The organism is Thalassotalea sp. HSM 43, from assembly GCF_004752005.1.
Taxonomy (GTDB): Bacteria; Pseudomonadota; Gammaproteobacteria; order Enterobacterales; family Alteromonadaceae; genus Thalassotalea_A.
This window is the reverse complement of record NZ_CP038493.1, coordinates 2488074-2513746: the sequence shown is the minus strand read 5'-3', so window position 1 is coordinate 2513746 and position 25673 is coordinate 2488074. Positions and strand designations below refer to the sequence as shown.

The window sequence follows — 25673 nt, the reverse complement described above, 5'->3', positions numbered from 1 at the left end:
TTAAGTAGCCTTAAAGGTAGTCGAAAATAACGATAAACCTTAATTCTAAAGGCATTAAAGCTTACTGGGTTTGCAGTCGTCGCAACGATCTGGTGACCCTTGAGTTTTCTTCCGCCAGATTAAGCATTATCTCTTCGATGTAAGCCAAGTTTTTATGGCTTGCTCCCCACGCTTTGTTGGGTTCACCGCTGATAATACTTTCCATCAGACGTTTGCGATAATGAGCAATTCGCGCCGGAACTTCCGGACGTTTTGCCAATACCTGTAAATTCTTTTCTATATTGTCGATAAGCAAACCGCTCATCGCACGCGCCAAGTGTAAAATCACCGCATTATGCGAGGCCTCACATATGGCTAAATAAAATTCAAAAACACTTTGCGCTTCACCGCGAAAATTTTCACTTAGCTGAGTGTTTTCAATATGGGCAACGGTAATTGCTTCATATTTCGCTTCAATATTGCTGAAGTCTTCTTTGGTACCACGCATCGCCGCATAATAAGCAGCCATACCTTCAATGCCGTGTCGAAATTCAAGTAAATCAAATTGTGACTCACCTTTATTGGCCATTAACGCAAACAAAGGGTCCGACAGACCGCTCAATAATGTATCCGCAACAAAGGTGCCACCGCCCTGACGACGAAAAACCAAACCTTTAGCTTCCAAATTTTGAATTGCTTCACGCAACGATGGGCGCGAAACACTGAATTGCTCGGCTAATTCTCGCTCAGGTGGTAATTTTTGTCCGGCCGATAAGCTTCCTTCGAGTATCATTTCTTCTAATTGAGAAGTGATTACATCAGATAACTTAGGTTGTTTAATCTTCTTATAAGCCATTGAAAAATATTACAAACCGTTCAGTTTAAATTAATTAACCTTGGTAAATTGGTATTACCAATTTAGGGTTTCGATGCTTTAAAGTAACAGAGTTCTGTCATAATGTAAAATTATTACAACTACGACCAGTGCAACAAGACGTGTAACAAATTAGCAAAAAACCTTAATGGTATGACCAATATGTTAAAAATTGATGTTCGCTGTGTTAGCACGCAACGCTGTTATATATAAAGGGATAGGTAAAATATAGATGTAAATATTTAGCTTGCCAGAAAAGCGCCAAGTTAAGAGCAGAGTAAAGAGCAAAGTTAACAGCAAGGCCAAGGGTCAATTAAAGACAAAGGTACAGCAGGATATTACCGAAATAGCAGCCAAAAATAAAAAAGAGCCGGAAACGACTCTTTTTAGTGACGATATGAAATTAACTTTCAGTTAGTGGATAACACCCGCCATTGTCATAAACGCGGTAGCAGCAAGTAACAACATCACATTGCGTTTGGCAAGGCGCACCAAAAAGCCAGGTTCCGCGGTTAAATCGCCTTCTTCAATCGTGATTTCTTCCGATGTTTTGGCAACTTCACATAAATAACGGCGATTCGTAATGTGGGTGTTTAACATACCTTCCAGCCAATAGGTTAAGGCTCTAGAGAAATGGCCAACCAACATATAACCTAAGGCGACAAAGCGCACCGGAATAAAATCAATAACACTCAGCAAAGACCCCGACTTTTCAACGGCAATCTCAGGCAATATTGGTTCATCATTACCGTTACGAACCGCAGAGTTAGTAGCAACAAGCAATCGGTAGAAGACAACAGCAGCGATACCAAAGAAGATAAACATGAGCATAACCGCCATATAGTAACGGTAATTTACCCACACTAACGTTTGGCCGAACGACTCTTGTTCACTTTGCTGGCCATTTTGCAACTCCATTTGATAATGAGATACCGCGACTTCATCGCCACGCATCGCCGCATTTAAGAAGTTTTTGTAAGACTCTCTCGCGGTGTTTGAACCAAGACAGATAATAAGTAATAAGGTGGAGACGATAAATTCAACCAAGCCGCTATCAAAAAATTCTAACAGGCCCCACAGAATAAGCGCAGGCACTACGGCAAACGCTAAGATATTGCCGCGATTTTTGCTGATTTCACCTTTGGACACAAAACCACGCACGAGTTTAACGTACGAAATAAAATAGGTATCAAAATGCCAATTCTTTGACACCATTACCCGCTCAGCAGCGAGTGCGATAAGCAAACTGATAAGACTCATGTAAATCCTGACGACAACCGTTTGTTGTTTTTAAAAAAGCTGATACCTAATAGTATACAAAGATAATACTCAGAAACCATATAAAGTTACTGTTTTAAAATACAATTATCGGCGACAGCAGAGAAATATTGTTGCCAGTCAAAGCTTTCTCCGGGATCCGTCTTTCGACCTGGAGCGATATGACAATGACCGGTAATACGCTGCTTATTAATATCAGGATAATTGGCCATGATGGCCTCGGTTAATGTTGCGAGGGAGCTGTATTGTGACTCGGTATAAGGCAGATCGTCGGTGCCTTCCATCTCGATACCGATAGAATAATCATTACACTTTTGTCGACCACAAAACTCTGACACGCCAGCATGCCAGGCGCGTTTATTTAGCGGGACATATTGAATCACAGAACCATCCCGTCGAACTAAAAGGTGCGCAGAGACTCTTAACTTATATATGTCTTTGAAATAATCATCGTCGTCCGGGTTTAATTGCCCCAGAAAAAGGTCGGTTATATGATTTGAGCCAAATTTCCCCGGCGGTAAGGAAATGTTATGAATAACCAACAAACTGATGTCATCGCATTCCCTATCATCGCAATGCGGCGATGCTTTATGACTGATATGAAAGTCAAAACTATCGCTATCAAGCCAACCTTTATTGATCTTCACCTGTACAACCACCATAGTATTAAATAAGAGCATTATTAAACTACAAGATATCTTATGAGCGAAACAGATCACAGTAAAAAAATGGGCAAAACCATGATGTGGATAGCATGGGGGCTTTTTTTTGCGCTAATGATATGGTTTTTCCAAGGGGCATTGGACAAACAGCACAACCCAAACCAAAGACCGCAACTTAACTTAACCCAAGATGGTAAGAACGAAGTTACCCTTAAGCGCAATCGTTACGGTCATTATTTGTCGCCTGGTAATATCAATGGCAGTGAGGTGCTGTTCTTACTCGATACCGGGGCGACAAATGTGTCTATACCCGCCAATGTCGCCCAAGATCTCAACTTGCCAGTTCTTGGCACGCATTATGTGCAAACGGCGAATGGCTCAGTAAAAGTGCAACGAACTGAAATTGAGCAATTGAGCATTGGTAATATAATTTTGTATAATGTCGCCGCAAACATTAACCCAGGCATGGATACCGCTGAAATTCTGCTGGGCATGAGTGCATTAAAACAACTCGAATTCAAACAAAGCGGCCAATATTTGACACTGACAGAGCAATATTAGGTCACCAATATAGGCGATGTATACGCTATGTTTGCAAATAAAAGCATCAACAAGGCCATAGAGATTTAATATGTCAGAGCAAAACCTGAGCATTAGCCCGGAACTTGAAAAAGATATCGCAACCACCATTGCCTGGGCTCTCGCTGAAGATTTAGGTGCCGCGCCAGGCGAACAAGCCAGTGCCGACAATGATATAACCGCACAACTTATCCCTGCAGAAAATCAAGCAGTGGCAACCATTATTTGCCGTGACAATTGCGTTGTATCAGGCGTCGCTTGGGTTAATGAAGTATTCAAACAACTTGATCAAGAATCAGGCCTTAGCACGCAAATCACTTGGTTTGTACAAGACGGGCAAGCTGCGAAAGCCAACACTACTTTGTGTGAACTGCAAGGTAACGCCCGTTTACTATTAACCGGTGAGCGTACTGCTCTGAACTTTTTACAAAGTCTTTCCGGCACAGCGACCATCACCAGCCAATACGTAAAAGAGCTTGAAGGCGGTGAGACCAAACTGCTTGATACCCGTAAAACCATTCCTGGGATGCGCAGCGCACAAAAATACGCGGTAACCTGCGGTGGCGGCCATAACCATCGTATTGGCTTGTTTGACGCCTACCTTATTAAAGAAAATCACGTCAATGCCTGTGGTGGCATCAAAAATGCGGTACAAACAGCGCAGCAAAACCACCCAGGTAAAACCGTAGAAGTCGAAGTCGAGAGCCTAGATGAGTTAGAGCAAGCGATTGATGCCGGTGCCGACATAATTATGCTCGATAACTTTAGCACTGAGATGATTGCCAAAGCGGTTGAGCTGACACGTGGCAAAGCTAAGTTAGAAGTATCAGGTAATATGACATTGGAAAAGCTAAAAGCATATACCGCCGCAAAAGTAGACTTTATATCCGTTGGTGCACTAACCAAGCATGTTAACGCCATCGATTTGTCGATGCGATTTGCTTAAATTAGCTATCTATTAAGACAATGGCACTATTAACACAGTGGCATTAAACATAGCTAGAAGCGCAAATTAACAAGTACAGTCGAAGCAATTAGAGTGATATCAAAATCCCGTTAAAAATACCATTAAAAGTCCCAGCTCAGGCTGGGATTTTTAATTTAAAACGCCACTCAATTAAAGCAATTTAATCAATTACAACCGTTTAAGTTATAGCGAACTACTAGCAAACCATTAACGAATCACTAACAAACCGTTAGCAATAAAAATTTGCAAAATTTACTGAAATCGCCATTTTTAATGACTGTTAGTAAATAAATCAACGCATTAGCGACACTTTCAGCGCTTGAAAACAGAAACAAAACTGTATAACCGTTGAACAAATGCACAAAAATGCAGCAAAAGGTAAAATTTTCATCAAATTATAATTTACATTTTTTGCCAGATGCTCCATATTAGTCATTAGCCCCCATAACAATAAATATATATTTAATGGAATTTAATATGAAAACTATGAAATCTAATCAGGGTTTTACCCTTATCGAATTGATGATCGTTGTTGCGATTATCGGTATTCTTGCAGCTGTTGCGCTTCCTGCTTACCAAGATTACACTGCTAAATCAAAAGCGGCTCAGGCTGTTGCAACTCTTGCTGGTCAAAAGATCAAAGTAGCAGAAGTATTCTCTGTCTCTGGCGCAGTAGCTTGTACTAATGATGGTGTTGCTATCCAGCACTGTACAGTTACGGGTGATGAAGCTGTATTGTCGGTAGCTGATACGACTGGCCAAATCACAGCAACTATCACGTCTGTGACTCCAACTGTAGCAGGTGAAGGTCTAACATGGACTTGTTCACTTTCTGGTACAAATGCTGTAGCAATTACCGGTTGTACTGTAGCTGCTGTACCTGCTGTCTAAACAATTTACAATTGTTGTAATAAGTTTTTTTAAGAAAGCTGGCTATGGTGCCAGCTTTTTTTATTTCGTTTTTTTGTTAAAAAATGTAGACTGTAAGAAATATAAAATAAGAAGAAATACCAATGAAAGGACTCCACCGACAATCAAGCATCCTTTCCGCTGTAGTTCGTAGTGAATTGCTAGAGAAAGACAAAGCTGCGGCAATATTTGAACAATGCCAGAAAAAGCAAATGTCTCTTGTCTCTTTTTTAATAGAAAAAGAAAAGGTTTCATCCATTGCTTTAATAAAAGTATTATCGAAGAGCTTTGGTATCCCTTTAGTCAATTTAAAATCACTTGATTTGAATGCCCTACCTGAAGGTCTTCGTAACGAAAAGTTAGTTAAAAAGCATAATGCTCTACCTTTATATTTGCGCGGTGGTTTACTGCACGTTGCTGTCTCCGACCCTACCAATATAGATGCCCTAGAAGAGTTCCAGTTTAATACCGGCCACAATACGGAAATGGTGTTGGCTGATGATAAAGCGCTTCGCGATACGGTTGAAGGTATACTCGAAGATGAAAATTCCGCATTAGAATTAACCGATTTAGACGCCGATGAATTAAGTGATATCGATGTTGATGACACAGAAAAAGAAGAAGAGCAAGGTAGCGGCGAAAACGACGCGCCTATCGTTGTTTACATCAATAAAATTTTGCTAGACGCCATTAAAAAAGGTGCTTCGGATCTACACTTTGAACCATTTGAAACAAAATTCAGAATCCGTTTTCGTGTAGATGGTATTTTAACCGAAGTTGCAACTCCTCCAGTAAACCTTGCAAATCGCATGACTGCTCGTTTAAAAGTGATGTCAAAACTTGATATCGCCGAACGCCGCGTACCGCAAGATGGTCGTATTAAACTTGCTATTACAAAGAGTAAATCCATTGATTTTCGTGTATCTACATTACCTACTATGTGGGGTGAAAAAGTGGTTATGCGTATTCTCGATAGCTCAAGTGCAAAACTTGGTATCGATATTTTAGGTTATGAGGAAGAGCAAAAAGAGCTTTATTTAGATGCCTTATCAAAGCCGCAAGGTATGATACTGGTTACTGGCCCTACCGGTTCCGGTAAAACTGTATCGCTTTATACTGGCTTAAATATTCTTAATACCGAAGAGCGAAATATATCCACCGCAGAGGATCCGGTTGAAATTAACCTTGAGGGTGTTAACCAGGTGCAAATTAACAATCGAGCTGGCTTAACCTTTGCTGAAGCACTGAAATCATTCCTGCGTCAAGATCCAGATATCGTCATGGTTGGTGAAATTCGAGATTTAGAAACCGCTGAAATTGCCATCAAAGCGGCACAAACCGGTCACTTGGTATTATCAACTCTGCATACAAACTCAGCTGCTGAAACACTAACCCGTTTATTAAATATGGGGGTACCATCTTATAACGTTGCAAGTTCAGTAAGCTTAATCATCGCCCAACGTCTTGCACGCCGTTTGTGTAATCACTGTAAAGAAGTGGATGACATTTCTGAGCAAGCGTTAATAGAACTCGGTTTTGATGCTGCCGAAGTATCAGACATTACCATATACAAACCCAAAGGGTGTGATGAATGCACCAAAGGCTACAAAGGCCGTGTCGGTATTTATGAGGTAATGAAAATAAGTACCGCAAATGCCAAACTGATTATGGAAGGTGGCAGTTCACTTGATATTGCCCAACAGGCGCAAAGTGAAGGTTATAATAACCTGCGCCAGTCGGCATTGCTAAAAGCCAAAGCAGGCGTTACTAGCCTTGCCGAAGTTAGCCGTGTAACCGCATAACAGATATAATAAATGCATAATTATAAGAAGAGAATATTATGGCAGTAGCAAGTTCCCAACCGAAAATGGTTAAACCTAAACCTCTTGAAACGTTTCAATGGGAAGGGGTTAACCGTAAAGGTAAAAAAATCAAAGGTGAGTTATCCGCTACGAATGCAATGGAGCTAAAAGCGCAATTGCGAAAACAAGGTATCACGCCGTTAAAGCATAAAAAGAAACAAAAATCCTTATTCAGCGGCGACAAGCCGGTCAAGCCAGCCGACATTGCGGTTGTAACTCGACAAATTGCCACCATGTTAGGTGCGGGTGTTCCTTTGGTGCAAACCATTGAAATGATTGGTAAAGGTAATGATAACGGCAATATGCGCAAACTGCTAGGAGACATAGGCAATAAAGTTCAATCTGGCCTGCCGCTATCAGAGTGTTTAAGAGAACACCCAAGATATTTTGACGATTTATATTGTGACTTGGTTGAATCCGGTGAACAATCGGGTGCGTTAGAAGCCATTTTTGACCGGATTGCTATCTATAAAGAAAAAGCCGAAGCCCTAAAATCAAAAATTAAAAAAGCACTATTCTACCCCATTGCTGTATTAGTCATTGCTGCTGTTGTTACATCAATATTGTTAATCTTTGTTGTACCGACGTTCGTCGATATATTTAATGATTTCGGTGCTGAGCTGCCGGCATTTACGACTTTTGTGGTAAACATTTCAGACTTTATGGTGTCATCTTGGTACCTAATGCTTGGAGCATTAATTGCGGCGGGTTGGATGTTTAAACAAGCCCACCGAAGAAGTTTAGATTTTCGAGATAAAGTAGATGCGTTTGTATTAAAAGTACCTGTAATAGGTATGATCTTGGACAAAGCTGCGGTTGCTCGATTTGCACGTACATTATCAACAACGTTTGCCGCAGGCGTACCTTTAATTGATGCATTAGATTCAGCAGCAGGCGCATCAGGTAATGCCGTCTACCGAGATGCGATTCAAGATATCCGCAGTGAGGTTTCAGCCGGTATGCAAATGAATTTGGCGATGCGAAACGTAAACGTATTTCCGGATATGGTGATCCAAATGGTCACTATCGGAGAAGAATCCGGCGCTCTAGATGATATGCTCGCTAAGGTTGCAAACATTTACGAGCAAGAAGTCGATGATGCCGTTGATGGCTTGACCTCATTATTAGAACCTCTAATTATGGCCGTATTAGGGGTTGTGATTGGTGGTCTAATCATCGCTATGTACCTACCTATTTTCGCTATGGGTTCGATTCTATAAAAATAACCAAAACTAAGAAGCCGATGCACACAATCGTGCATTGGCTTTTTAGTTTAGTCATAACAAAAACAATAAAGGTTTCCTGTGCTTTCCGACTTAACCACTTTATTTGAACAATCCCCAGGTTTTTATTATTCATTTGCATTAATCCTTGGCCTTATCATTGGCAGTTTTCTAAATGTGGTAATCTTTCGTTTACCTAAAATGATTGAGGCTGAATGGGATTGCGAATGCCGTGAATTTTTAGCGGATGCTTTGAAAGATTCAGCTAAGGACAAAGAGCCACAAACAGTGACTCTTTCAAAGCCCGCTTCGACCTGCCCTAAATGCGGTCATAAAATCAAGGTATGGGAAAATATCCCAGTAATTTCCTGGTTATTATTGCGCGGTAAATGTTCATCATGCGCCAACCCGATATCCGCTCGCTACCCGATCATCGAAACCATAACCGGTATCTCGACGGTAGTTATCGCTATGCACTTTGGTGTCAGTTGGCAGGCAGCTGTGATGATGGTATTAAGCTGGTGTCTTATCACCTTAACCATGATTGATTTTGATAAAATGATTCTGCCAGATCAAATCACTCTACCATTAGTCTGGATTGGTTTGATTCTTGGTTTAAATAATGTTTTCGTTAGCCTAGACCAGGCGGTTATTGGTGCCATCGCCGGTTACATGAGTTTATGGTCTATCTACTGGCTATTTAAAATCGTCACAGGTAAAGAAGGCATGGGGTATGGCGACTTTAAGCTGTTCGCCGTGTTTGGCGCCTGGTTTGGTTGGCAAGTACTGCCGATGCTTATCTTGATGGCGTCTTTAGTAGGTGCGATTGTCGGTATTAGTTTAATGGTATTTAAAAGCCATGAAGGCTCAAAGCCTATCCCGTTTGGTCCTTATCTGGCGGTTGCCGGTTGGATCACCGCATTGTGGGGTGAAGGTATCTGGGCTTGGTATATGGGAATGATGGTATAGATGTCTAAGGTAATTATCGGTTTAACTGGCGGTATTGGCAGCGGTAAGACAACCGTTGCTAACCTGTTTGCTGAATATGGCGTCGATATCATCGATGCCGATATCGTTGCTCGCCAAGTTGTGCAACCTGGTCAACCTGCATTGCAGCAAATCGCGGCTCATTTTGGTGAAGACTATATTCTTGCCGATGGCAACTTAAACCGAGCAAAGCTTCGAGAAAAGGTATTTGCTGATCCTGACGACAAAGCATGGCTGAATGGCTTATTGCATCCATTAATTCGACAAACCATGAATGAGCAATGCCAAAATGCTAAAAGCCCTTATTGTTTTCTGGTTGCGCCTCTATTAATTGAAAACGGCATTAACCGCAGCGTTGATAATGTACTGGTCATCGATGTCAAACCTGAGACACAAATAGCCAGAACGGTTGCCAGAGACAATAATAGCGAAGAGCAAGTTAAACGCATCATTGCCGCACAAGTTGGCAGAGAAGAGCGTCTTATTCATGCTGACTTTGTTATTAATAACGATAAAGCGACAATGGAAGAATTGCGTATGCAAGTAGAAATATTGCATCGCAAGTTTTTAAAAATGGTCACAGAAAACGTTTAAAGCAAACTATTTCGCGAAAACCATTTAGCTCATATTGCCTTTGCCCTGTTCTCTCGTTACTATAGAAAAGATTCCAACAATAATTACAATATTAGTTACCTCAATGGCTGGCATTCTTTACGAGCACCCGTTAAACGAACGGATCCGCAACTACTTGAAGTTAGAGCAATTATTTGCTCAAGCTCGGTCGTGCCTAGCTCAAGAATTTGAATCAAGTCATACCTCATTTTTTAATGCCCTGTTTACCATTCTAGATACCATTGATCGCACCGATGTACGTGGTGATATGATCAAAGATTTGGAAAAACTAGAGCATAACCTGCACCTTTGGTCAAAATCACCGGCGGTTAACGATAAAGCACTGCAATTAAATCTAGAACAAACCAAAAAGCTTTCGACTGAATTACGCTCTAAGCAAAACCAGTGGGGCTCACTTAAAGAAGATAAGTTTTTAGATGCAATGCGCAAGCGCTTTAGTTTAACCGGTGCCTATTGCGGCTTTGACTTACCTGCCCTTGTGCATTGGCTAAATCAACCACCAATATTTATTCAACAAGATATCGACCGTTGGCTATCATGTTTAAGCACCATTGAACAAGCGCTCGTATTGGTGTTGAAGTTTATTCGTCAAAAATCCAACTTCGAACTGGTTGAAGTCGGCAATAGCTTTTATCAAGATAACGGTGAAGGATTGTTGTTACTTCGTATAGAATTAGAAGATGGCGCTGATTATTTCCCTTCGGTAAGTGGTAATCGTTATCGTTATTCGATACGTTTTATGGAGCTGTGCGATGCGAAGGGGCAGCAATACATTACAGATAATGTTTCATTTAAACTCGCTAAGTGTTAGTCCCCAACAAGTACAACCTATAATCTCGCTATAAACAACCTGAAACCAGCTAAACCCTAGTTAAAACCTCGCTAAACCTCGCTAAAAACTACTTAAACCCGACAATAGCTATTCTCTAAATCACATTGTTGCGTTAAAATCAGGTGATTATTCGCCATTAAAAACATTATTATTATGGTCACCAAAGTAAATTGTCCAACATGTGAAAAACAAGTCATCTGGAATGAAGAGGCTAAGTTTCGTCCATTTTGTTCTGAGCGTTGTAAATTGATAGATTTGGGCGATTGGGCAGAAGAGAATCATAAAATATCTCAACCTGCGCAAGGTGCTGATGCCTTGAGTGAAGAGATGCTTGATGCGCTTGAAGATCAGTTTTTGCAAAGCAACAAGTTTTTTGTCGATTCTGAGTAATGCTTACTCTGTCATTAGTAAAATAAAAGGTGCGCAGTTTTTTAACTCTTGCGCACCTTGATTTGTAAAATCATATTCTCACCTTTTTCATTACAATTGCTGTCGCATCCTTTCCTCCTCAGCAGCGATTGCTGCAATTACAAGTCACCGTTAGTGATTACTTGCTAACATCTCTTTTTTCATTAGTGCGACCGTCATGGCTTCAATATTGGCTTTAACGATGCGGTTATCGTCATATTTCATCGCCGTATTAAAGTCTTTAAATGCACTTACCTTGTCACCTAAATAGTGATTTACAATGGCGCGATTGCTGTAAGCGATGGCCGTAAGGTATTTACTGGCGTTGCTCTCGTTGTTGCTAATCACTTCAATTGCTTTATCACATGCGATTTTCGCTTCACTAAAGCGGCTAAGCTTTAAGTTCGCCACGCAATTTGCCATTAACAGTTCCAGCTTTTCATTTACGTCACTAGCTGAATTTATTTTGCTTAACGCATCTTCATAGTCACCAGCATTAATGTCACGCAATCCGGTACTGTTTTCGATCATTGCAATCTTAAATGTACTATTAAGGTGTGCGAGGTCTTCGTCAACCATCTTAGCGTTGGCCATATGGCTATGAGCAAGACCGGCAAGCAATAACGTTGCTAACGGCAGCTTTAAGCCTTTAAGTATGTGAGTTGATGTTTTCATCAGTATGTCTCCTTGAAATTAAAAAAGCGCAAACCAATCGGTTTACGCTCTCACTCTAGAAAAACAAGCCAATTCTGACAAACGAAATAAAATGACCTTTATAGGTTAATAAAATTCATATGATATTTTTATGACGCGTTTATGAAGCACTTTGGTAGCAAGCGCTATTAAGACCTAGCCCTAAAGCACTATGAAACTAGGGTACTAACTGCTTGTTCGTAACATAAATCCCTTAATATAAGTCACAAAATGTCTCTTGCATCCAATTGGCAAACTTTAATAGTTCATCAGATTGCTCAAGGTTTTCATGCTGCACTAAGAAGTATCTATCATTGGTCACTAACTCTTCTTCATAAAGGCGCACCAATAACTGCTCTTTAAACCAAGTTTGACTTATTGGCAAAGGAATTAACGCTATGCCCATGCCTTGTTGTGCTGCGCGAGCGACACCAAACATGCTATCAAATTGAATAATCTGCTTTGGATCAAAGTCCGGTACACCAACCTCATCTGCCCATTGGTGCCAAGCCCAGGGTCTGGATTGATGCAATATCAAAGGCACAGTTTTTAATGCTTTAAAACCCTCAGATGCCCACTTTCGATACAGGCGTTTATTACACGCCGGTACATATCTTACTGGGAACAAATCGGTAATAACTGGGCTATTTGGACGACCTCTGGACAAGACAATAGACAAATCGGCACTGGCAGCCGCTTGTGATCCTGTTTTAACCGTCTCAAGTTGTAAATTAATATCCGGGTGTGCCTGAGTCCAGTCGCTTAAACTCGGCACAAACAATTCGCTAGCAAAAAACTCAGGCAAGCTAATGGTGATGGTTTTATTTTGTTTGCTATTGGTGAAGTCATCAATGGTACTTTCTAAATCGGTAATAATCGGCTGAATGGCATGATAAAAACGCTTGCCGGCACTGGTTAATTCAATGGCTCGGGTTTGGCGAGTAAATAAATCAAATCCAAGTTGCTCTTCCAACTGCTTGATTTGATGACTGACAGCAGATGGCGTAAGAAAAAGCTTAGATGCGGCATGCTTAAAACTTAAGCACTTGGCAGCTATACAAAAGGAGCGCAAACCACGTATGGGTGTTTGAACGGCCATGAGTTATGAAAGATCCTAAGGGAATCAAAAACATTGATGATGCAATTCCCGCACCAACCATGTAAACCACTGTTTAATATAGGTTTAATTAAAATATGAAACAATGTGATGAATTTGAGAGCAACATAGCGCACTAAACTTGTGCATTTAAATGACAGAAAGAAAAATGGGCACCTAAAAGGTGCCCTAAAAATAACCAAATGATACTTTGTAAACTCATGGGGAGAGTTGTATTTATGATCTTGGGGAGACCAAATCAACAAAGCAAAGTAACGATAAACTTTTTGCTGAAATTCGACAAACGAGAAGAAATCATTTAACGATTTAAATAATTTCATCCATTTATATTATTGCCCATACAAATAGCAATAAAGTGGCATTAAAAAACAAGATTAATCGCCTATTCCCTTGCATTTGCGTTTCGCTATTTGGCATACTAAAAAAAGAATTAGAACTAGAGTACAACATACCTACTTTTATTATGAAGCATATCCTTATCGCCTTCGTCTTATTTGTCGCTGGCATTACTTTTTTGGAAGTACAATCAAAAACCAATGCTGAACCTGTCGCTGCAGACGTAAAGCCGACCAATGACATTGAAACATTAGAGCGAGCTTTTAGTAGCAGTAATTATCAAGAGTCCATAAACCTTGATGACTTTTCTGATTTAGAAAAAATTAGTTACGCCTTTGACAATGGCTTGTCTGATATCCAAGTTAGAGGCTTTGGTGAGGTCACCAAAGTACTGGCAGATGATAACGACGGCAGTAGACACCAACGTTTTATTGTCCGCTTGCAGAATAAACACACCTTATTGATCGCTCACAATATTGATTTAGCGAAACGAATCAATACCTTGCGCCAAGGTGATGAGATTGAATTTTATGGTGAATATGAGTGGAACGACAAAGGTGGTGTGGTGCATTGGACTCATAAAGATCCACGCAATAAGCATGAGCACGGTTATTTGCGTCATTCAGGCTTGAAATACTGGTAAGCCCTAAGCTACTAAATTTCATTCAATAAAAAAGCTTAATGAATCATCATTAAGCTTTTTTATTGCTTATTATTGCTTAGCGCACGCTGGCTTTATTTGCTAATCGCTACAAACCTTTGTCGATAATTTTGGCGACAATGGCATCATTGGCCTTTGGAAAATCAATTTCACTGAGCTGGTCTGCACTAAACCAACCTTGTTGTTGGCCTTCTTGTGCGGTAGGTTCACCGGCAAACTGATCCACCAAAAACACCTCTAACAACACCTGCTTATCAACGTAATCGTGGCTAATTTCAATCAAGGGTTGCATCGCTAGCGTATCGATAGCGATTTCTTCCTGTAACTCTCTATGCAAAGCCTGATGCACGGTTTCATTGTCTTCGACTTTACCACCAGGAAACTCCCATTTACCGCCCTGATGAGCGTTGGCAAGCCGCTTCGTTAAAAAGAACTGACCTTGTCGATAAATTACGCCAACGGCAACGTGTACTCGTTTAGTCATCGTCATTACTTCTGTTTAGTGATTAATTGTTTTAGCTCGTATAACAAAAAGGACGGTAATAACCGTCCTTCCTTCATTTCAGTACCTATTAGCCTAATTTGCCATGACACTGTTTGTATTTCTTACCTGAACCACACGGGCAAGGCTCGTTGCGGCCTACGCGCGGCAGTTTATTATCTTCTGTTGCCGTGCCACTGCTTTCATGGGTGAATTGCTTCTGCGCTTCTTCGGCTTTTTGCTGCTGTTGCTGCTCCATTTTTTCTACTTCGCTTTCTTGCTGAATGCGAACCTTAGAAAGCAGGCTAACAACATCGTATTTCAGGTTATCTAGCATACCTGAGAACAAGGCAAATGATTCTTTCTTGTATTCTTGCTTAGGGTTTTTCTGTGCATAACCACGTAAGTGAATACCTTGACGCAAATGGTCCATCGCCGCTAAGTGCTCTTTCCAAAGGTTATCAAGTGTTTGCAACATAACCGCTTTTTCAAAGTGGCGCAGTACTTCAGTACCGATTTGCTCTTCTTTGGCTTTATAAGCGTTATCGACTTCTTCGATAACTTTGTCGCGAAGTGATTCTTCGTGCAACTTATCGTCTTCTTCTAGCCACTTAGCAATTGGTAAATCAAGCGCTAAATCACCTTTCAATTGTTCTTCTAAACCTTGAATGTCCCACATTTCTTCTAAAGACTGTGGTGGGATATGGCCAGCAATAATACCGCTAACAACATCTAGGCGAATCGCTGCAATGGTTTCTTCGATATCACCGTCATCAAGCAATTCATTACGTTGATCGTAAATTACTTTACGTTGGTCGTTCGCTACATCATCGTATTCAAGCAATTGCTTACGGATGTCAAAGTTACGACCTTCAACTTTACGTTGTGCATTCTCGATAGACTTGGTTACCCACGGGTGCTCAATGGCTTCACCGTGTTCCATACCCAACTTACGCATCATGTTGGCAATACGTTCTGAGGCGAAAATACGCATCAAACCATCTTCCATTGAAAGATAAAAACGTGTTGAACCAGCATCACCTTGACGACCACTTCGGCCACGTAACTGGTTATCGATACGACGAGATTCATGGCGTTCGGTGGCAACGATATGTAAACCGCCAGCCTCAAGCACTTGTTCATGCTCTTCTTGCCATTTGCTCGTCGCTGCATCAATTTGTTCTTGGCTTGGGTTATCAAGCTTAGCTAATTCTGCCGCTAGATTACCACCTAATACGATATCGGTACCACGACCAGCCATGTTAGTGGCGATGGTCACCGCGCTAAGTTTACCAGCGTTGGCGACGATTTCCGCTTCTTCGGCATGGAATTTAGCGTTCAATACTTTGTGTTTGATCTTTTCTTTACGCAAGAACTGTGACAAGAACTCAGATGTTTCGATACTGATGGTACCAACCAATACCGGTTGACCACGTTTAACGCAATCTTGGATATCTTCAAGGATCGCTTCAAATTTTTCTTGCTGCGTCAGGTACACTAAATCAGGTAAATCTTGACGGATCATTGGGCGGTTGGTTGGAACAACTACCGTCTCTAGACCATAAATATGATTAAATTCAAATGCTTCAGTATCAGCGGTACCGGTCATACCGGATAGTTTTTGGTATAAGCGGAAATAGTTTTGAAAGGTAATAGACGCTAATGTCTGGTTTTCGTTTTGAATGTCTACACCTTCTTTGGCTTCGACAGCCTGATGTAAACCTTCTGACCAACGACGGCCTTCCATAGTACGACCGGTATGTTCATCAACGATAACAATTTCGCCGTCTTTAACGATGTAATCAACGTCCTTAACGAATAGCTTGTGTGAACGTAGTGCCGCCATAACATGATGCAACAAGGAAATGCTGCTTGCACCATAAAGCGAGTCGCCTTCGGCTAACATGCCACGTTCAGTTAGAATCTCTTCAACACGCACTTGACCACGTTCTGTCAAATATACCTGTTTTGATTTTTCATCAACGGTATAGTCACCGGTGCTTTCAACGCCCTCTTCATCTTCTCGGTCTTGCAACTCAAGTAGAGGAACGATTTGGTCGATCATCTTGTACAGCTCTGAACTGTCTTCAGCTGCACCAGAGATAATTAATGGTGTACGAGCTTCATCGATAAGAATAGAGTCAACCTCATCGATTACAGCGAAGTTTAACGGACGTTGTACACGTTGTTGCGGCGAAAATGCCATATTGTCACGTAGGTAGTCAAAACCGAACTCGTTATTGGTACCGTAGGTGATATCCGCTTCATAGGCTGCTTTCTTATCTTCAGGTTGCATACCTGGGATATTACAACCAACCGTCAAACCTAAATATTCAAATAATGGACGTGCCCAATCTGCATCACGCTTGGCCAAATAATCGTTAACGGTAATAACATGCACACCTTTACCGGTTAACGCATTCAAATAGGATGGCAGCGTCGCGGTTAGTGTTTTACCTTCACCGGTACGCATCTCGGAAATTTTACCTTGATGCAACACCATGCCACCGACCATTTGCACATCGAAATGACGCATCCCAAATACTCGAATACTGGCTTCGCGTACAACCGCAAATGCTTCAACTAAGATATCGCTCAGGCTAGCACCGCCTTCAATACGCTCTTTAAACTCAGCTGTTTTGCCTTTCAATTCCTCATCGCTTAGCGCTTTGATGGTATCTTCAAGGGCATTAATTTTAGTAACTTCTTTATTTAATTGCTTCAGTAGGCGATCGTTACGGCTACCGAACAGCTTCGTCATTAATTTTACAAACATGTTTATTAAACCAATTATTCAAATATATTTTGGCGACTACTAGGATTTTAGCGTGCGTTAAGTATTGTTATCGAGTGGATTTATCTTAAGTTTTTGGCTTGCGATAAACGTATTTTGCAGGATTGATTTGTTTGTCGTTTCTAAGAATTTCGTAATGCACATGTGGACCAGTTGAACGGCCAGTTGAACCCATTCTCGCAACAGGCTGACCTTTACTTACCACATCACCGAGCGTAACCAGGTTAAGTTTGTTATGGGCGTAACGGGTTTTGTAGCCATTACCATGGTCTATTTCAACCATATTACCATAACCATACTTCTCACCTGAGAAACTCACAACGCCACTACCAGTAGCGAATACTTCGGCATTTTCCTTTCCAGCAAAGTCGACGCCTTTATGCATCGCCGGTTTACCAGTGAAAGGATCTTTACGAACTCCGTAATACGATGACAACCAACCTTTACCTATAGGTCGTCCCGATAAATAACTCGTATTTTCGATATGGTGACCCAAAGCCAAAGATTCAAGTAATTTTAATTGATTTTCTTTGTGATCAAGGCTCAGGCTTAAATCGGAAATATGTTGATCGAGGTCACTATAAGACAAATGGCTTTGCACCGCCTGCGTTTGCAGCGGTCCACCACTTGATGGCATGGTCGCCATTTTAAACTCGTCTTTGGGAATATCAACTTCTTCAGCTAATCGTTCACCAAGGGCATTCAATCTTGCAACATGAGATTGCAACTCAGCAATTTTTGCAGTTAGGGCAACAACTTGTTCATTGCGGTAACTGTCATTTTGCTGTTTCGGTTTAACCAAATCTTGGTTGGTTTGCAGGTGCGCAGGCATTTCTTCAGGAGATAAGACCGAATGCATAACCAATCCAGATACCACAGCAAAGCCGCCAACGATGGCTAACCAACGAGGCTTACTTAGTTTCATTGAGAAACGAACATTTTGTCCGCGGTATATTAGTGTTAAACTCATAAACTCAAATTATTTTAGACAACGTTTGCCACTTTAACATAAAACCGCCATGGCACCATAAAAGATGAAACGAATCGTTAAAGCTCCACAAGATTTACAAACCTTGTTGCAAACTGCTAGCAGTAATATGGCTAATATTTCGGTAAAAGCACAATCACTGCAAATATTGGCCGACATTGTTAGACAAACTTGCCCAGATCTTCCTGAAGATGCCTGGCAAATTGCCAATTGTCGCGAAAACTTAGTTATCTTAGAAGCTAAATCTTCGGTATGGGGCCAACGGCTACAATTTGAACGTAACAATATAGCAAGCCAGCTCAGTTTGCAAACTCAGGGCATATTTAATCGCATTGAAATTAAAGTAAATCCTTTTGCTGTGAGAAAGCAAATTAAAGAGCAAGAGCCGGCAAAAGAGAAAAAGTCTATGTCTGCAGAAAGCGCTGAAGAATTACGAAAAGTAGCCGAGAATGCGCCAGACGGATTAAAACAAAAACTATTAAAACTCGCCTCTCATGTGAAACAAAAAAATAACCAATAAAAAACGGAGCATTAAGCTCCGTTTTTTGTTTAATCTGACCGACTTTATCGTAGGTTATGCATATATCGCATCTTGGTAGGCAATAGGTGATGGACGTTCGTCTTCATAAGTCACCCACTCCCAACTGTCTTCGCGTTTAAATACTTCGCGCAATAACATATTGTTTAAGCCATGACCTGACTTATAAGCATTTAGCTCGCCTAAGATGCTAACACTGCCCATATATAGATCACCGATAGCGTCTAAGATTTTGTGCTTAACGAATTCGTCGTCGTAACGTAACTCATCAGAGTTAAGCATTTTGTACTCATCAAGTACGATGGCGTTTTCTAAGCTACCGCCAAGGGCTAGATTGTGAGAGCGTAAAAACTCAATGTCACGCATAAAACCAAAGGTACGTGCACGACTGATTTCTTTTACGAACGAATTGCTCGACAAGTCCAAGCTCATTTGTTGTGTTGTGTTGGCAATCACAGGATGATCAAAGTCGATAGAAAAGTTTACTTTGAACCCTTCGTGTGGGCGTAACTCTGCCCACTTATCGCCTTCTTCAACACGAACAGGCTTGGTAATGCGTAAGAATCTCTTCGCTGCATTTTGCTCTTCAACACCAACGGATTGGATCAGGTAGACGAAAGGTAATGAGCTACCATCCATGATCGGAATCTCAGGCGAATCGACTTCAACAATCATATTATCAATGCCTAAACCAGCAACAGCAGCTAATAGGTGTTCTACGGTGGACACTTGAACACCTTGCTCGTTTACCAGACACGTACACAACGTCGTCTCACCAACCGCTTTCGGGGTTGCTGGGATATCGACAGCAGGACTTAGGTCAACACGACGGAAAATAATTCCAGTATTGGCCGGTGCAGGACGGAGAGTTAACTGCACTTTTTCACCTTTATGTAAGCCAACGCCAACGGCGTCTATTGCTTGTTTTAATGTACGTTGCTTGATCATATTTCGCCTTATAATCTTTTAGACCACCACGCTTTTAACAAATTCTTTAAAAAAGCGAGGCCGAATAATAGCAAAATTATCCTTTAGAGTCAAAAGTCTAACCTATTGGCCTGATACTTGCTTTACAACTTGTTACAACTGCATTAACAGCTGTAATCCGCTTGCATCAATACGTAAACCAATCCGCCAGAGACCAATACTCTGGTTACAATTAGCCACAATCTGGAACATCACATTCCAAATTGGACGCCAGCCTGATATTAATCAGACCGGATATTAGTCCGCTTGCTTACGCAAAAATGCAGGAATATCAAGATAATCTGCATCTGGTGCCGATGCAGGAGCAGCCTGCGGGCGTTCTTCAACAAATTGCGACTGGGCAACTTCTGGCTCTGGCGTATACGGCGCGTTTACAACCATTGGCTCAGGCTTTTGCACTGGCGGCACAATCGAAATTTCCGGTTTTTGCTGTTGGCCGATACCTGTAGCAACAACCGTAACGCGTAACTCGTCGGTCATTTCAGGGTCGATAACAGCACCGACAACAACGGTGGCATTTTCAGATGCAAAGGCACGAACAGCGTTACCAACGGTTTCAAATTCATCAATTGAAATATCTAAACCTGCGGTAATGTTTACCAAAATACCGCGAGCACCAGCTAAATCGACATCTTCCAGTAGCGGGCTTGAAATAGCCGCTTCTGCTGCTTCTTCAGCACGATCTTCACCACTTGCACAACCTGAGCCCATCATCGCTGTCCCCATTTCTGACATAACAGTACGTACGTCAGCAAAGTCAACGTTAATCAAACCAGGGCGAGTAATTAGCTCGGCAATACCTTGAACAGCACCTAGCAATACATTATTAGCCGCTTTAAAGGCGTCTAATAGTGATGTGCCTGGACCTAATACTTTTAATAGTTTTTCATTCGGAATGGTGATCAGTGAATCAACATTCTTCGATAAAAACTCAATACCTTGGTCGGCATAGTTCATACGCTTTTTGCCTTCAAACGGGAATGGCTTGGTCACAACCGCAACGGTCAAGATACCCATTTCCTTAGCAATTTCAGCAACCACAGGGGCAGCACCAGTACCTGTACCACCGCCCATACCGGCAGCGATAAAGATCATGTCAGCACCTTGTAAGGTCTGGCGAATGGTTTCGCGATCTTCTTCTGCACTGCGACGACCAATTTCAGGGTTTGCGCCTGCGCCCAAGCCCTTAGTTACGTCAGCACCGAGTTGCAAAGTCACGGTCGCAGAAGAATTGCGCAGTGCCTGTGAATCGGTATTCGCGGTGATAAATTCCACGCCTTCGATGGTTTGCACCACCATGTGTTCAACGGCGTTACCACCGCCTCCACCAACGCCGATGACTTTAATCACCGCTTCTTCGTTGTGCTCTTCCATTAATTCAAACATAATTTTCTCTCCGTTCTATCGTTTTTTGTTCCACCAAAAAAATGTTCAATTTTAAAATTTTGTCTATCTAAAAGTTGTTATTAAACCAACTCTTCAAGCGCGAAAGCATGCCAACCACACTTTCCCCTGCGCCCAACTCTGTAGTCTTATCATTGCTCGCTTGCAAGCCGTAATGCAGCAAACCAACAACGGTTGCATAGCTTGGATCGTTAACGTAATCGGTTAAGCCTTCAATATTTAATGGCGTACCCACACGTACTGGCATTTGGAATACTTCTTCAGCAAATTCCACCACGCCTTCCATTTTTGCGGTACCACCGGTAAGGACGATACCTGCAGCGATTTGATCCTCGAGTCCACTGGACTTAATTTCTTCTTGGATCAACTCAAATAATTCGTGATAACGCGGCTCAACAACCTCGGCTAAGGTATGACGAGACATACTGCGCGCCGGTCGACCGCCAACACTTGGTACTTCAATATTTTCTTCCATGCTGACCATTTGGCGTAATGCACATGCATACTGCACCTTAATGTCTTCTGCATGACTCAATGGCGTTCTAAATATTTTGGCAATGTCGCTGCTTACCTGATTACCGCCCACTGGGATAACCGCACTGTGACGAATAGCGCCACCGGCGACCACTGAAATGTCTAATGTGCCTGCGCCCATATCAACGACACAGACACCTAATTCTTTTTCATCATCGGTTAATACCGAATAGCTTGATGCCAGCGCAGAAAAAATTAATTGATCAGCGCTTAAATTGCAGCGCTCAACACATTTAACGATGTTCTTCGCCATATCGTTGGCACAGGTAATGATATGCACTTTGGCTTCCATACGAACGCCTGACATGCCGATAGGGCTTTTAATGCCTTCTTGTACATCAACGCTGTATTCTTGCGGTAACACATGCAGCATTTTACGTTCGGCTGACATCGGCACAGAGCGCGCGGTATGAATTACGTTTTCGACGTCTTCCTGCGTCACTTCATGGTCATTGATTGGCACCATGCCGTTTTCATTTTGACAAGAGACATGTTTACCGGAAATACCAAGATATACAGAACCAATACTGCAATCGGCCATGAGTTCCGCTTCATTCACGGCTCGTTGAATTGATTGCACCACCAAATTGAGATCATTTACGCCACCTTTATCCATACCACGGGCGGCATGGTGGCCTACACCAACAATGCTTAATTGGTTGTCAGGTGTCACTTCACCAACAACGGCGACGATCTTGGACGTACCAATATCGAGACCAACAACCAAATTTCTTTCTACTGCTTTAGGCATTTGTTTTTTCTTCTTCTAGTTTTGGTTTCCAACCAACGGCCATGCCGGTGTCATAGCGCAGGTCGATATAATCTACTTGCATGTCTTGCTTGGCCATTGATTTAATTTGCCTGTAGGCATCCATAAATCGTTGCACTCGCATGACTCTGTCTTCGCGCCCCAGATTCAAAGAGACGCCATCTTTTAGTGTTAAAACCCACGAATGACGCTCACTTAGCACCAATTCATCAATCTCAACCTCAATATAATTAAGCAACAAATTCAAATCTCTGTATGTTGCTAAAGCCAGAGTTTCACTGCCTTCTGGACCAAATAACTTTGGCAAACCCGGTGCTACCCGAGTTTGATCTGCTTGGAAAATGACACCTTGTTCATTGATAAAAAAATCATCATTCCATTGCGCTACCGGTGTTTGGTCAATCACATAAACACTTACCGTATCAGGCCATTGCTTGCGCACAGACGCCGAGTACACCCAGGGTAACTGCTCTAGTTCATGCTGTACCAAATTGACATCCAGTTGGAAAAAGTTATCCAATTCGCCCTGACGTAATGCGGCAACAATTTCAGCATTAAAGGTGTATGGTGTTTTACCTTTTATCACTAACGATGACACGGGTGATGCTTCATCCTGCATCATCGATTGATATACCTTTACCAGACCAAAGATCATTAACATGGTTACAACAATAAAAAACGCCAATCCGGACCAATAGTTCATTGGTACCTGATCAAGCAAACTATTATTGTTGTCTTTGCTCTTGCTCATAATCTAGTGCTAACGCCTTTAGCTAATCCCTTTAACGATATTTCTTTTTGTACAATTACTTATGTATATCACTTAGCTGCAATATTCGGCTCACTAGGTCTTGAAAGTCTAAGCCTGCGACCTTTGCAGCTTTCGGTACCAAGGATGTTTCTGTCATACCTGGAACCGTATTCACTTCCAGCAAGTTAAAATTGCCTTCGCTATCTTGCATCACATCAACACGACCCCAACCTTGGGCGCCGGTTGCTCGAAACGCTTTTAACGCCAATGATTGCAAGTGTGCTTCTTGCTCTGCTGGTAAACCACACGGGCACAAGTACTGGGTACTATTGCTTTGGTACTTGGCCTGATAATCATAAAACTCGTTTGGTGTGACCATAGATATTGCTGGCAATGCCTGCTCACCTAAAACCGCCACCGTAAATTCTGCACCACTAAGCCATGCTTCAACTAACACTTGATGGTCGTACTTAAACGCGTTTTCTAGTGCGCTCGCTAACTCATCTGCATCACGGGCTATCGCCATGCCAATACTCGAACCTTCTTTGGCTGGCTTGACCATGGCTTTGCCACCAAGATCTTGCAAAATCTGTTGGCAAGCATCGCTGCAGTAATCATCCTCGTTTACCACAGCAAAGTCAGCGGTTGGTAAACTACTGGCTTTAAATATTTGCTTGGTCCGTACCTTGTCCATCGACAACGCTGACCCTAATACACCAGAACCTGTATATGGAATCGACATGTATTCCAATGCACCTTGGATGCATCCGTCTTCACCACCACGACCATGCAAGGCAATAAATACCCGGTCGATGCCTAAGCTTTGCAGTTGGTTCAAAGCGACGTCTTTGGTATCAATACCGCTAACCTTAAAGCCCGCTTTTTGTAAACCATTGATAACCGCTTTGCCTGAATTTAACGACACCTCACGCTCAGCACTGTTGCCACCAAAAAGTACGGCGATATGCTGTTGCTTTAGTTGGTTAAGGTCAAGCAAGGTGCTCATGACGCATCCCCTTTGACGTTTAACTCTGGCGCCGCTACGACATCACGAGCAATAGCGCCAACATTACCGGCACCTTGGGTAATCAACATGTCGCCATGCTCTAATACGTTGCCAAGAATTTGTGGCAGTTGCTCTGGCGAACTAACATAAATTGGCTCCATGCTACCGCGAGAACGAATGCTCCAAGCCAAAGACTTAGAATCCGCATTAGCGATGTGCTCTTCACCCGCTGCGTATACATCGAGTAAAATCAATTGATCAACCGATGCCAACACTTCGACAAAATCTTCGTATAAATCACGTGTACGTGAATAACGGTGTGGTTGGAACATCATGACCAAACGACGCTCTGGCCAACCATTGCGCATCGCTTTAATGGTTGCTGCAACTTCACTTGGGTGATGACCATAATCATCAATTACCGTCATCTCGCCTTTTTCAGTGGCGATATCAGCTAGGTGTTCAAAACGACGTCCTATGCCTTCAAATTTCTCTAGTGCTTCAACAATGGCTTTATCTTCAACGCCTTCATCGGTCGCTACAGCAATCGCCGCAAGGGCGTTAGCAACGTTATGCAAACCAGGTAAATTCAACGTTACTTGCAAATCGTCGCGCTCTTTTCGCAACACAGTAAATTTGCTGACACCGGCATCTTGCTGATAATCAATGGCTCTAACGTCAGCGTCTTCACTAAAACCGTAGGTAATAAACTGACGGCCTACACGAGGTAAAATTTCAGCAACGACAGGGTTATCAATGCACAACACCGCTAGACCATAAAATGGCAAGTTATGTAAAAACTCAACGTAGGTGTCTTTTAATTTTTCAAAGTCACCTTCGTAGGTATCCATGTGATCCGCATCAATGTTGGTAATAACCGACACCATAGGTTGTAAATGCAAGAAAGACGCATCGCTTTCATCTGCCTCTGCAACCAAATAACGGCTCTTGCCTAATCGTGCATTAGTACCGGCACTGTTTAACAAACCACCGATAACAAATGTTGGATCGAGTTGCCCTTCGGCAAAGATACTGGCAATCAAACTCGTGGTGGTGGTTTTACCGTGGGTGCCTGCGATGGCAATACCATGGCGAAAACGCATCAACTCGGCAAGCATCTCGGCGCGAGGTACAATTGGAATACGCTGCTCTTGTGCCGCAACCAATTCAACATTGTCGGCTTTAATGGCGCTGGACACGACAACAACGCTAGCATCAGTTACGTTGTCACTTTGATGACCAATGTTAATTTTTGCACCCAGCTTAGTTAGACGGTTTACCACTGGGTTGACACCTATGTCAGACCCCGTCACTTGATAACCTTCGTTAAGTAATACCTCGGCAATACCACCCATGCCAGCACCACCGATGCCAACAAAATGAATGATTTTTACACGACGCATTTCTGGAATATTCATCAT

25 protein-coding genes are annotated in these 25673 nt (G+C 42.1%); 11 read left to right on the top strand and 14 right to left on the bottom strand.

What is annotated here, in order from left to right:
- Positions 1-61 precede the first annotated feature (61 nt).
- From pdhR to ampD, 3 genes are all read right to left on the bottom strand, one after another.
- A complete protein-coding gene (pdhR, locus tag E2K93_RS10840; protein ID WP_135439106.1) occupies positions 62-835 on the bottom strand; it encodes a pyruvate dehydrogenase complex transcriptional repressor PdhR in 774 nt (257 codons plus the stop codon).
- 432 nt (positions 836-1267) lie between these two features.
- On the bottom strand, positions 1268-2113 hold the full coding sequence (gene ampE, locus E2K93_RS10835) for a regulatory signaling modulator protein AmpE (RefSeq protein WP_135439105.1): 846 nt from the start codon (positions 2111-2113) through the stop codon (positions 1268-1270).
- Between the two features lie 86 nt (positions 2114-2199).
- Positions 2200-2811: a 1,6-anhydro-N-acetylmuramyl-L-alanine amidase AmpD gene (gene ampD, locus E2K93_RS10830; RefSeq protein ID WP_228445274.1), complete on the bottom strand. Its 612-nt coding sequence runs from the start codon at positions 2809-2811 to the stop codon at positions 2200-2202.
- A 21-nt stretch (positions 2812-2832) separates the two neighbouring features.
- On the opposite strand from ampD, the gene E2K93_RS10825 reads away from it, so the two are divergent.
- The 9 genes from E2K93_RS10825 to yacG all read left to right on the top strand — a co-directional run bounded on the left by E2K93_RS10825 (position 2833) and on the right by yacG (position 11175).
- Positions 2833-3354, top strand: a complete 522-nt coding sequence (locus E2K93_RS10825; protein ID WP_135439104.1) for a retropepsin-like aspartic protease family protein — start codon at positions 2833-2835, stop codon at positions 3352-3354.
- A gap of 70 nt (positions 3355-3424) precedes the next feature.
- A complete protein-coding gene (gene nadC, locus E2K93_RS10820; RefSeq protein ID WP_135439103.1) occupies positions 3425-4318 on the top strand; it encodes a carboxylating nicotinate-nucleotide diphosphorylase in 894 nt (297 codons plus the stop codon).
- Between the two features lie 498 nt (positions 4319-4816).
- Positions 4817-5230, top strand: a complete 414-nt coding sequence (locus E2K93_RS17790) for a pilin (protein ID WP_323368246.1) — start codon at positions 4817-4819, stop codon at positions 5228-5230.
- 116 nt (positions 5231-5346) lie between these two features.
- On the top strand, positions 5347-7050 hold the full coding sequence (pilB, locus tag E2K93_RS10810; RefSeq protein WP_416316110.1) for a type IV-A pilus assembly ATPase PilB: 1704 nt from the start codon (positions 5347-5349) through the stop codon (positions 7048-7050).
- Positions 7051-7088: 38 nt separating this feature from the next.
- A complete protein-coding gene (locus E2K93_RS10805; RefSeq protein WP_323368245.1) occupies positions 7089-8330 on the top strand; it encodes a type II secretion system F family protein in 1242 nt (413 codons plus the stop codon).
- Between the two features lie 84 nt (positions 8331-8414).
- Positions 8415-9302 (top strand): prepilin peptidase, encoded by an 888-nt coding sequence (locus E2K93_RS10800; RefSeq protein ID WP_135439101.1) that lies wholly within the window; start codon positions 8415-8417, stop codon positions 9300-9302.
- Positions 9303-9914 (top strand): dephospho-CoA kinase, encoded by a 612-nt coding sequence (gene coaE, locus E2K93_RS10795; protein ID WP_135439100.1) that lies wholly within the window; start codon positions 9303-9305, stop codon positions 9912-9914. It begins immediately after the preceding gene.
- Positions 9915-10017: 103 nt separating this feature from the next.
- A complete protein-coding gene (zapD, locus tag E2K93_RS10790) occupies positions 10018-10764 on the top strand; it encodes a cell division protein ZapD (RefSeq protein ID WP_135439099.1) in 747 nt (248 codons plus the stop codon).
- A gap of 174 nt (positions 10765-10938) precedes the next feature.
- Positions 10939-11175 carry a DNA gyrase inhibitor YacG gene (gene yacG, locus E2K93_RS10785; protein ID WP_135439098.1) on the top strand — a complete coding sequence of 79 codons (237 nt, stop codon included), beginning with the start codon at positions 10939-10941 and terminating at the stop codon, positions 11173-11175.
- A 150-nt stretch (positions 11176-11325) separates the two neighbouring features.
- On the opposite strand, the gene E2K93_RS10780 is transcribed toward yacG, so the two are convergent.
- Together E2K93_RS10780 and E2K93_RS10775 are read right to left on the bottom strand one after the other, a co-directional pair.
- Positions 11326-11868: a hypothetical protein gene (locus tag E2K93_RS10780; protein ID WP_135439097.1), complete on the bottom strand. Its 543-nt coding sequence runs from the start codon at positions 11866-11868 to the stop codon at positions 11326-11328.
- A gap of 232 nt (positions 11869-12100) precedes the next feature.
- Complete coding sequence (locus tag E2K93_RS10775; RefSeq protein ID WP_135439096.1) at positions 12101-12985, bottom strand: LysR substrate-binding domain-containing protein; 885 nt, start codon at positions 12983-12985, stop codon at positions 12101-12103.
- Between the two features lie 481 nt (positions 12986-13466).
- Here E2K93_RS10775 and E2K93_RS10770 point away from each other — a divergent pair, with 481 nt between their 5' ends.
- On the top strand, positions 13467-13982 hold the full coding sequence (locus E2K93_RS10770) for a DUF3465 domain-containing protein (RefSeq protein ID WP_135439095.1): 516 nt from the start codon (positions 13467-13469) through the stop codon (positions 13980-13982).
- 106 nt (positions 13983-14088) lie between these two features.
- On the opposite strand, the gene mutT is transcribed toward E2K93_RS10770, so the two are convergent.
- The 3 genes from mutT to E2K93_RS10755 form a co-directional block, all read right to left on the bottom strand.
- A complete protein-coding gene (gene mutT / locus E2K93_RS10765) occupies positions 14089-14484 on the bottom strand; it encodes an 8-oxo-dGTP diphosphatase MutT (protein WP_135440474.1) in 396 nt (131 codons plus the stop codon).
- An 88-nt stretch (positions 14485-14572) separates the two neighbouring features.
- Entirely contained in the window at positions 14573-17257 is a 2685-nt protein-coding gene (gene secA, locus E2K93_RS10760) for a preprotein translocase subunit SecA (protein WP_135439094.1), read from the bottom strand.
- 85 nt (positions 17258-17342) lie between these two features.
- A complete protein-coding gene (locus E2K93_RS10755; protein ID WP_228445272.1) occupies positions 17343-18200 on the bottom strand; it encodes a M23 family metallopeptidase in 858 nt (285 codons plus the stop codon).
- Between the two features lie 109 nt (positions 18201-18309).
- Between E2K93_RS10755 and E2K93_RS10750 the strand changes: the two genes are divergently transcribed.
- Positions 18310-18783 carry a DUF721 domain-containing protein gene (locus E2K93_RS10750; protein WP_135439092.1) on the top strand — a complete coding sequence of 158 codons (474 nt, stop codon included), beginning with the start codon at positions 18310-18312 and terminating at the stop codon, positions 18781-18783.
- A gap of 54 nt (positions 18784-18837) precedes the next feature.
- Here E2K93_RS10750 and lpxC read toward each other — a convergent pair whose 3' ends face one another.
- The 6 genes from lpxC to murC form a co-directional block, all read right to left on the bottom strand.
- Positions 18838-19749 carry a UDP-3-O-acyl-N-acetylglucosamine deacetylase gene (gene lpxC, locus E2K93_RS10745; RefSeq protein WP_135439091.1) on the bottom strand — a complete coding sequence of 304 codons (912 nt, stop codon included), beginning with the start codon at positions 19747-19749 and terminating at the stop codon, positions 18838-18840.
- Positions 19750-20025: 276 nt separating this feature from the next.
- Complete coding sequence (gene ftsZ / locus E2K93_RS10740; protein WP_135439090.1) at positions 20026-21174, bottom strand: cell division protein FtsZ; 1149 nt, start codon at positions 21172-21174, stop codon at positions 20026-20028.
- Between the two features lie 67 nt (positions 21175-21241).
- Positions 21242-22477, bottom strand: coding sequence for a cell division protein FtsA (ftsA, locus tag E2K93_RS10735; RefSeq protein ID WP_135439089.1), 1236 nt, complete (start codon positions 22475-22477; stop codon positions 21242-21244).
- Complete coding sequence (locus E2K93_RS10730; RefSeq protein ID WP_135439088.1) at positions 22470-23246, bottom strand: cell division protein FtsQ/DivIB; 777 nt, start codon at positions 23244-23246, stop codon at positions 22470-22472. The genes ftsA and E2K93_RS10730 overlap by 8 nt, the downstream gene beginning before the upstream one ends.
- A 55-nt stretch (positions 23247-23301) precedes the next feature.
- Positions 23302-24252, bottom strand: a complete 951-nt coding sequence (locus E2K93_RS10725) for a D-alanine--D-alanine ligase (protein WP_135439087.1) — start codon at positions 24250-24252, stop codon at positions 23302-23304.
- Positions 24249-25673, bottom strand: coding sequence for a UDP-N-acetylmuramate--L-alanine ligase (murC, locus tag E2K93_RS10720; protein ID WP_135440473.1), 1425 nt, complete (start codon positions 25671-25673; stop codon positions 24249-24251). Before murC ends, E2K93_RS10725 begins: the two co-directional genes overlap by 4 nt.

What these genes read in the sequence shown, in the direction of transcription:
- pdhR (WP_135439106.1), bottom strand. Translation starts at nt 835, where the DNA reads ATGGCTTATAAGAAGATTAAACAACCTAAGTTATCTGATGTAATCACT.
- ampE (WP_135439105.1), bottom strand. Translation starts at nt 2,113, where the DNA reads ATGAGTCTTATCAGTTTGCTTATCGCACTCGCTGCTGAGCGGGTAATG.
- ampD (WP_228445274.1), bottom strand. Translation starts at nt 2,811, where the DNA reads ATGCTCTTATTTAATACTATGGTGGTTGTACAGGTGAAGATCAATAAA.
- E2K93_RS10825 (WP_135439104.1), top strand. Translation starts at nt 2,833, where the DNA reads ATGAGCGAAACAGATCACAGTAAAAAAATGGGCAAAACCATGATGTGG.
- nadC (WP_135439103.1), top strand. Translation starts at nt 3,425, where the DNA reads ATGTCAGAGCAAAACCTGAGCATTAGCCCGGAACTTGAAAAAGATATC.
- E2K93_RS17790 (WP_323368246.1), top strand. Translation starts at nt 4,817, where the DNA reads ATGAAAACTATGAAATCTAATCAGGGTTTTACCCTTATCGAATTGATG.
- E2K93_RS10805 (WP_323368245.1), top strand. Translation starts at nt 7,089, where the DNA reads ATGGCAGTAGCAAGTTCCCAACCGAAAATGGTTAAACCTAAACCTCTT.
- coaE (WP_135439100.1), top strand. Translation starts at nt 9,303, where the DNA reads ATGTCTAAGGTAATTATCGGTTTAACTGGCGGTATTGGCAGCGGTAAG.
- zapD (WP_135439099.1), top strand. Translation starts at nt 10,018, where the DNA reads ATGGCTGGCATTCTTTACGAGCACCCGTTAAACGAACGGATCCGCAAC.
- yacG (WP_135439098.1), top strand. Translation starts at nt 10,939, where the DNA reads ATGGTCACCAAAGTAAATTGTCCAACATGTGAAAAACAAGTCATCTGG.
- E2K93_RS10780 (WP_135439097.1), bottom strand. Translation starts at nt 11,868, where the DNA reads ATGAAAACATCAACTCACATACTTAAAGGCTTAAAGCTGCCGTTAGCA.
- E2K93_RS10775 (WP_135439096.1), bottom strand. Translation starts at nt 12,985, where the DNA reads ATGGCCGTTCAAACACCCATACGTGGTTTGCGCTCCTTTTGTATAGCT.
- E2K93_RS10770 (WP_135439095.1), top strand. Translation starts at nt 13,467, where the DNA reads ATGAAGCATATCCTTATCGCCTTCGTCTTATTTGTCGCTGGCATTACT.
- mutT (WP_135440474.1), bottom strand. Translation starts at nt 14,484, where the DNA reads ATGACTAAACGAGTACACGTTGCCGTTGGCGTAATTTATCGACAAGGT.
- secA (WP_135439094.1), bottom strand. Translation starts at nt 17,257, where the DNA reads ATGTTTGTAAAATTAATGACGAAGCTGTTCGGTAGCCGTAACGATCGC.
- E2K93_RS10755 (WP_228445272.1), bottom strand. Translation starts at nt 18,200, where the DNA reads ATGAAACTAAGTAAGCCTCGTTGGTTAGCCATCGTTGGCGGCTTTGCT.
- E2K93_RS10750 (WP_135439092.1), top strand. Translation starts at nt 18,310, where the DNA reads ATGAAACGAATCGTTAAAGCTCCACAAGATTTACAAACCTTGTTGCAA.
- lpxC (WP_135439091.1), bottom strand. Translation starts at nt 19,749, where the DNA reads ATGATCAAGCAACGTACATTAAAACAAGCAATAGACGCCGTTGGCGTT.
- ftsZ (WP_135439090.1), bottom strand. Translation starts at nt 21,174, where the DNA reads ATGTTTGAATTAATGGAAGAGCACAACGAAGAAGCGGTGATTAAAGTC.
- ftsA (WP_135439089.1), bottom strand. Translation starts at nt 22,477, where the DNA reads ATGCCTAAAGCAGTAGAAAGAAATTTGGTTGTTGGTCTCGATATTGGT.
- E2K93_RS10730 (WP_135439088.1), bottom strand. Translation starts at nt 23,246, where the DNA reads ATGAGCAAGAGCAAAGACAACAATAATAGTTTGCTTGATCAGGTACCA.
- E2K93_RS10725 (WP_135439087.1), bottom strand. Translation starts at nt 24,252, where the DNA reads ATGAGCACCTTGCTTGACCTTAACCAACTAAAGCAACAGCATATCGCC.
- murC (WP_135440473.1), bottom strand. Translation starts at nt 25,673, where the DNA reads ATGATGAATATTCCAGAAATGCGTCGTGTAAAAATCATTCATTTTGTT.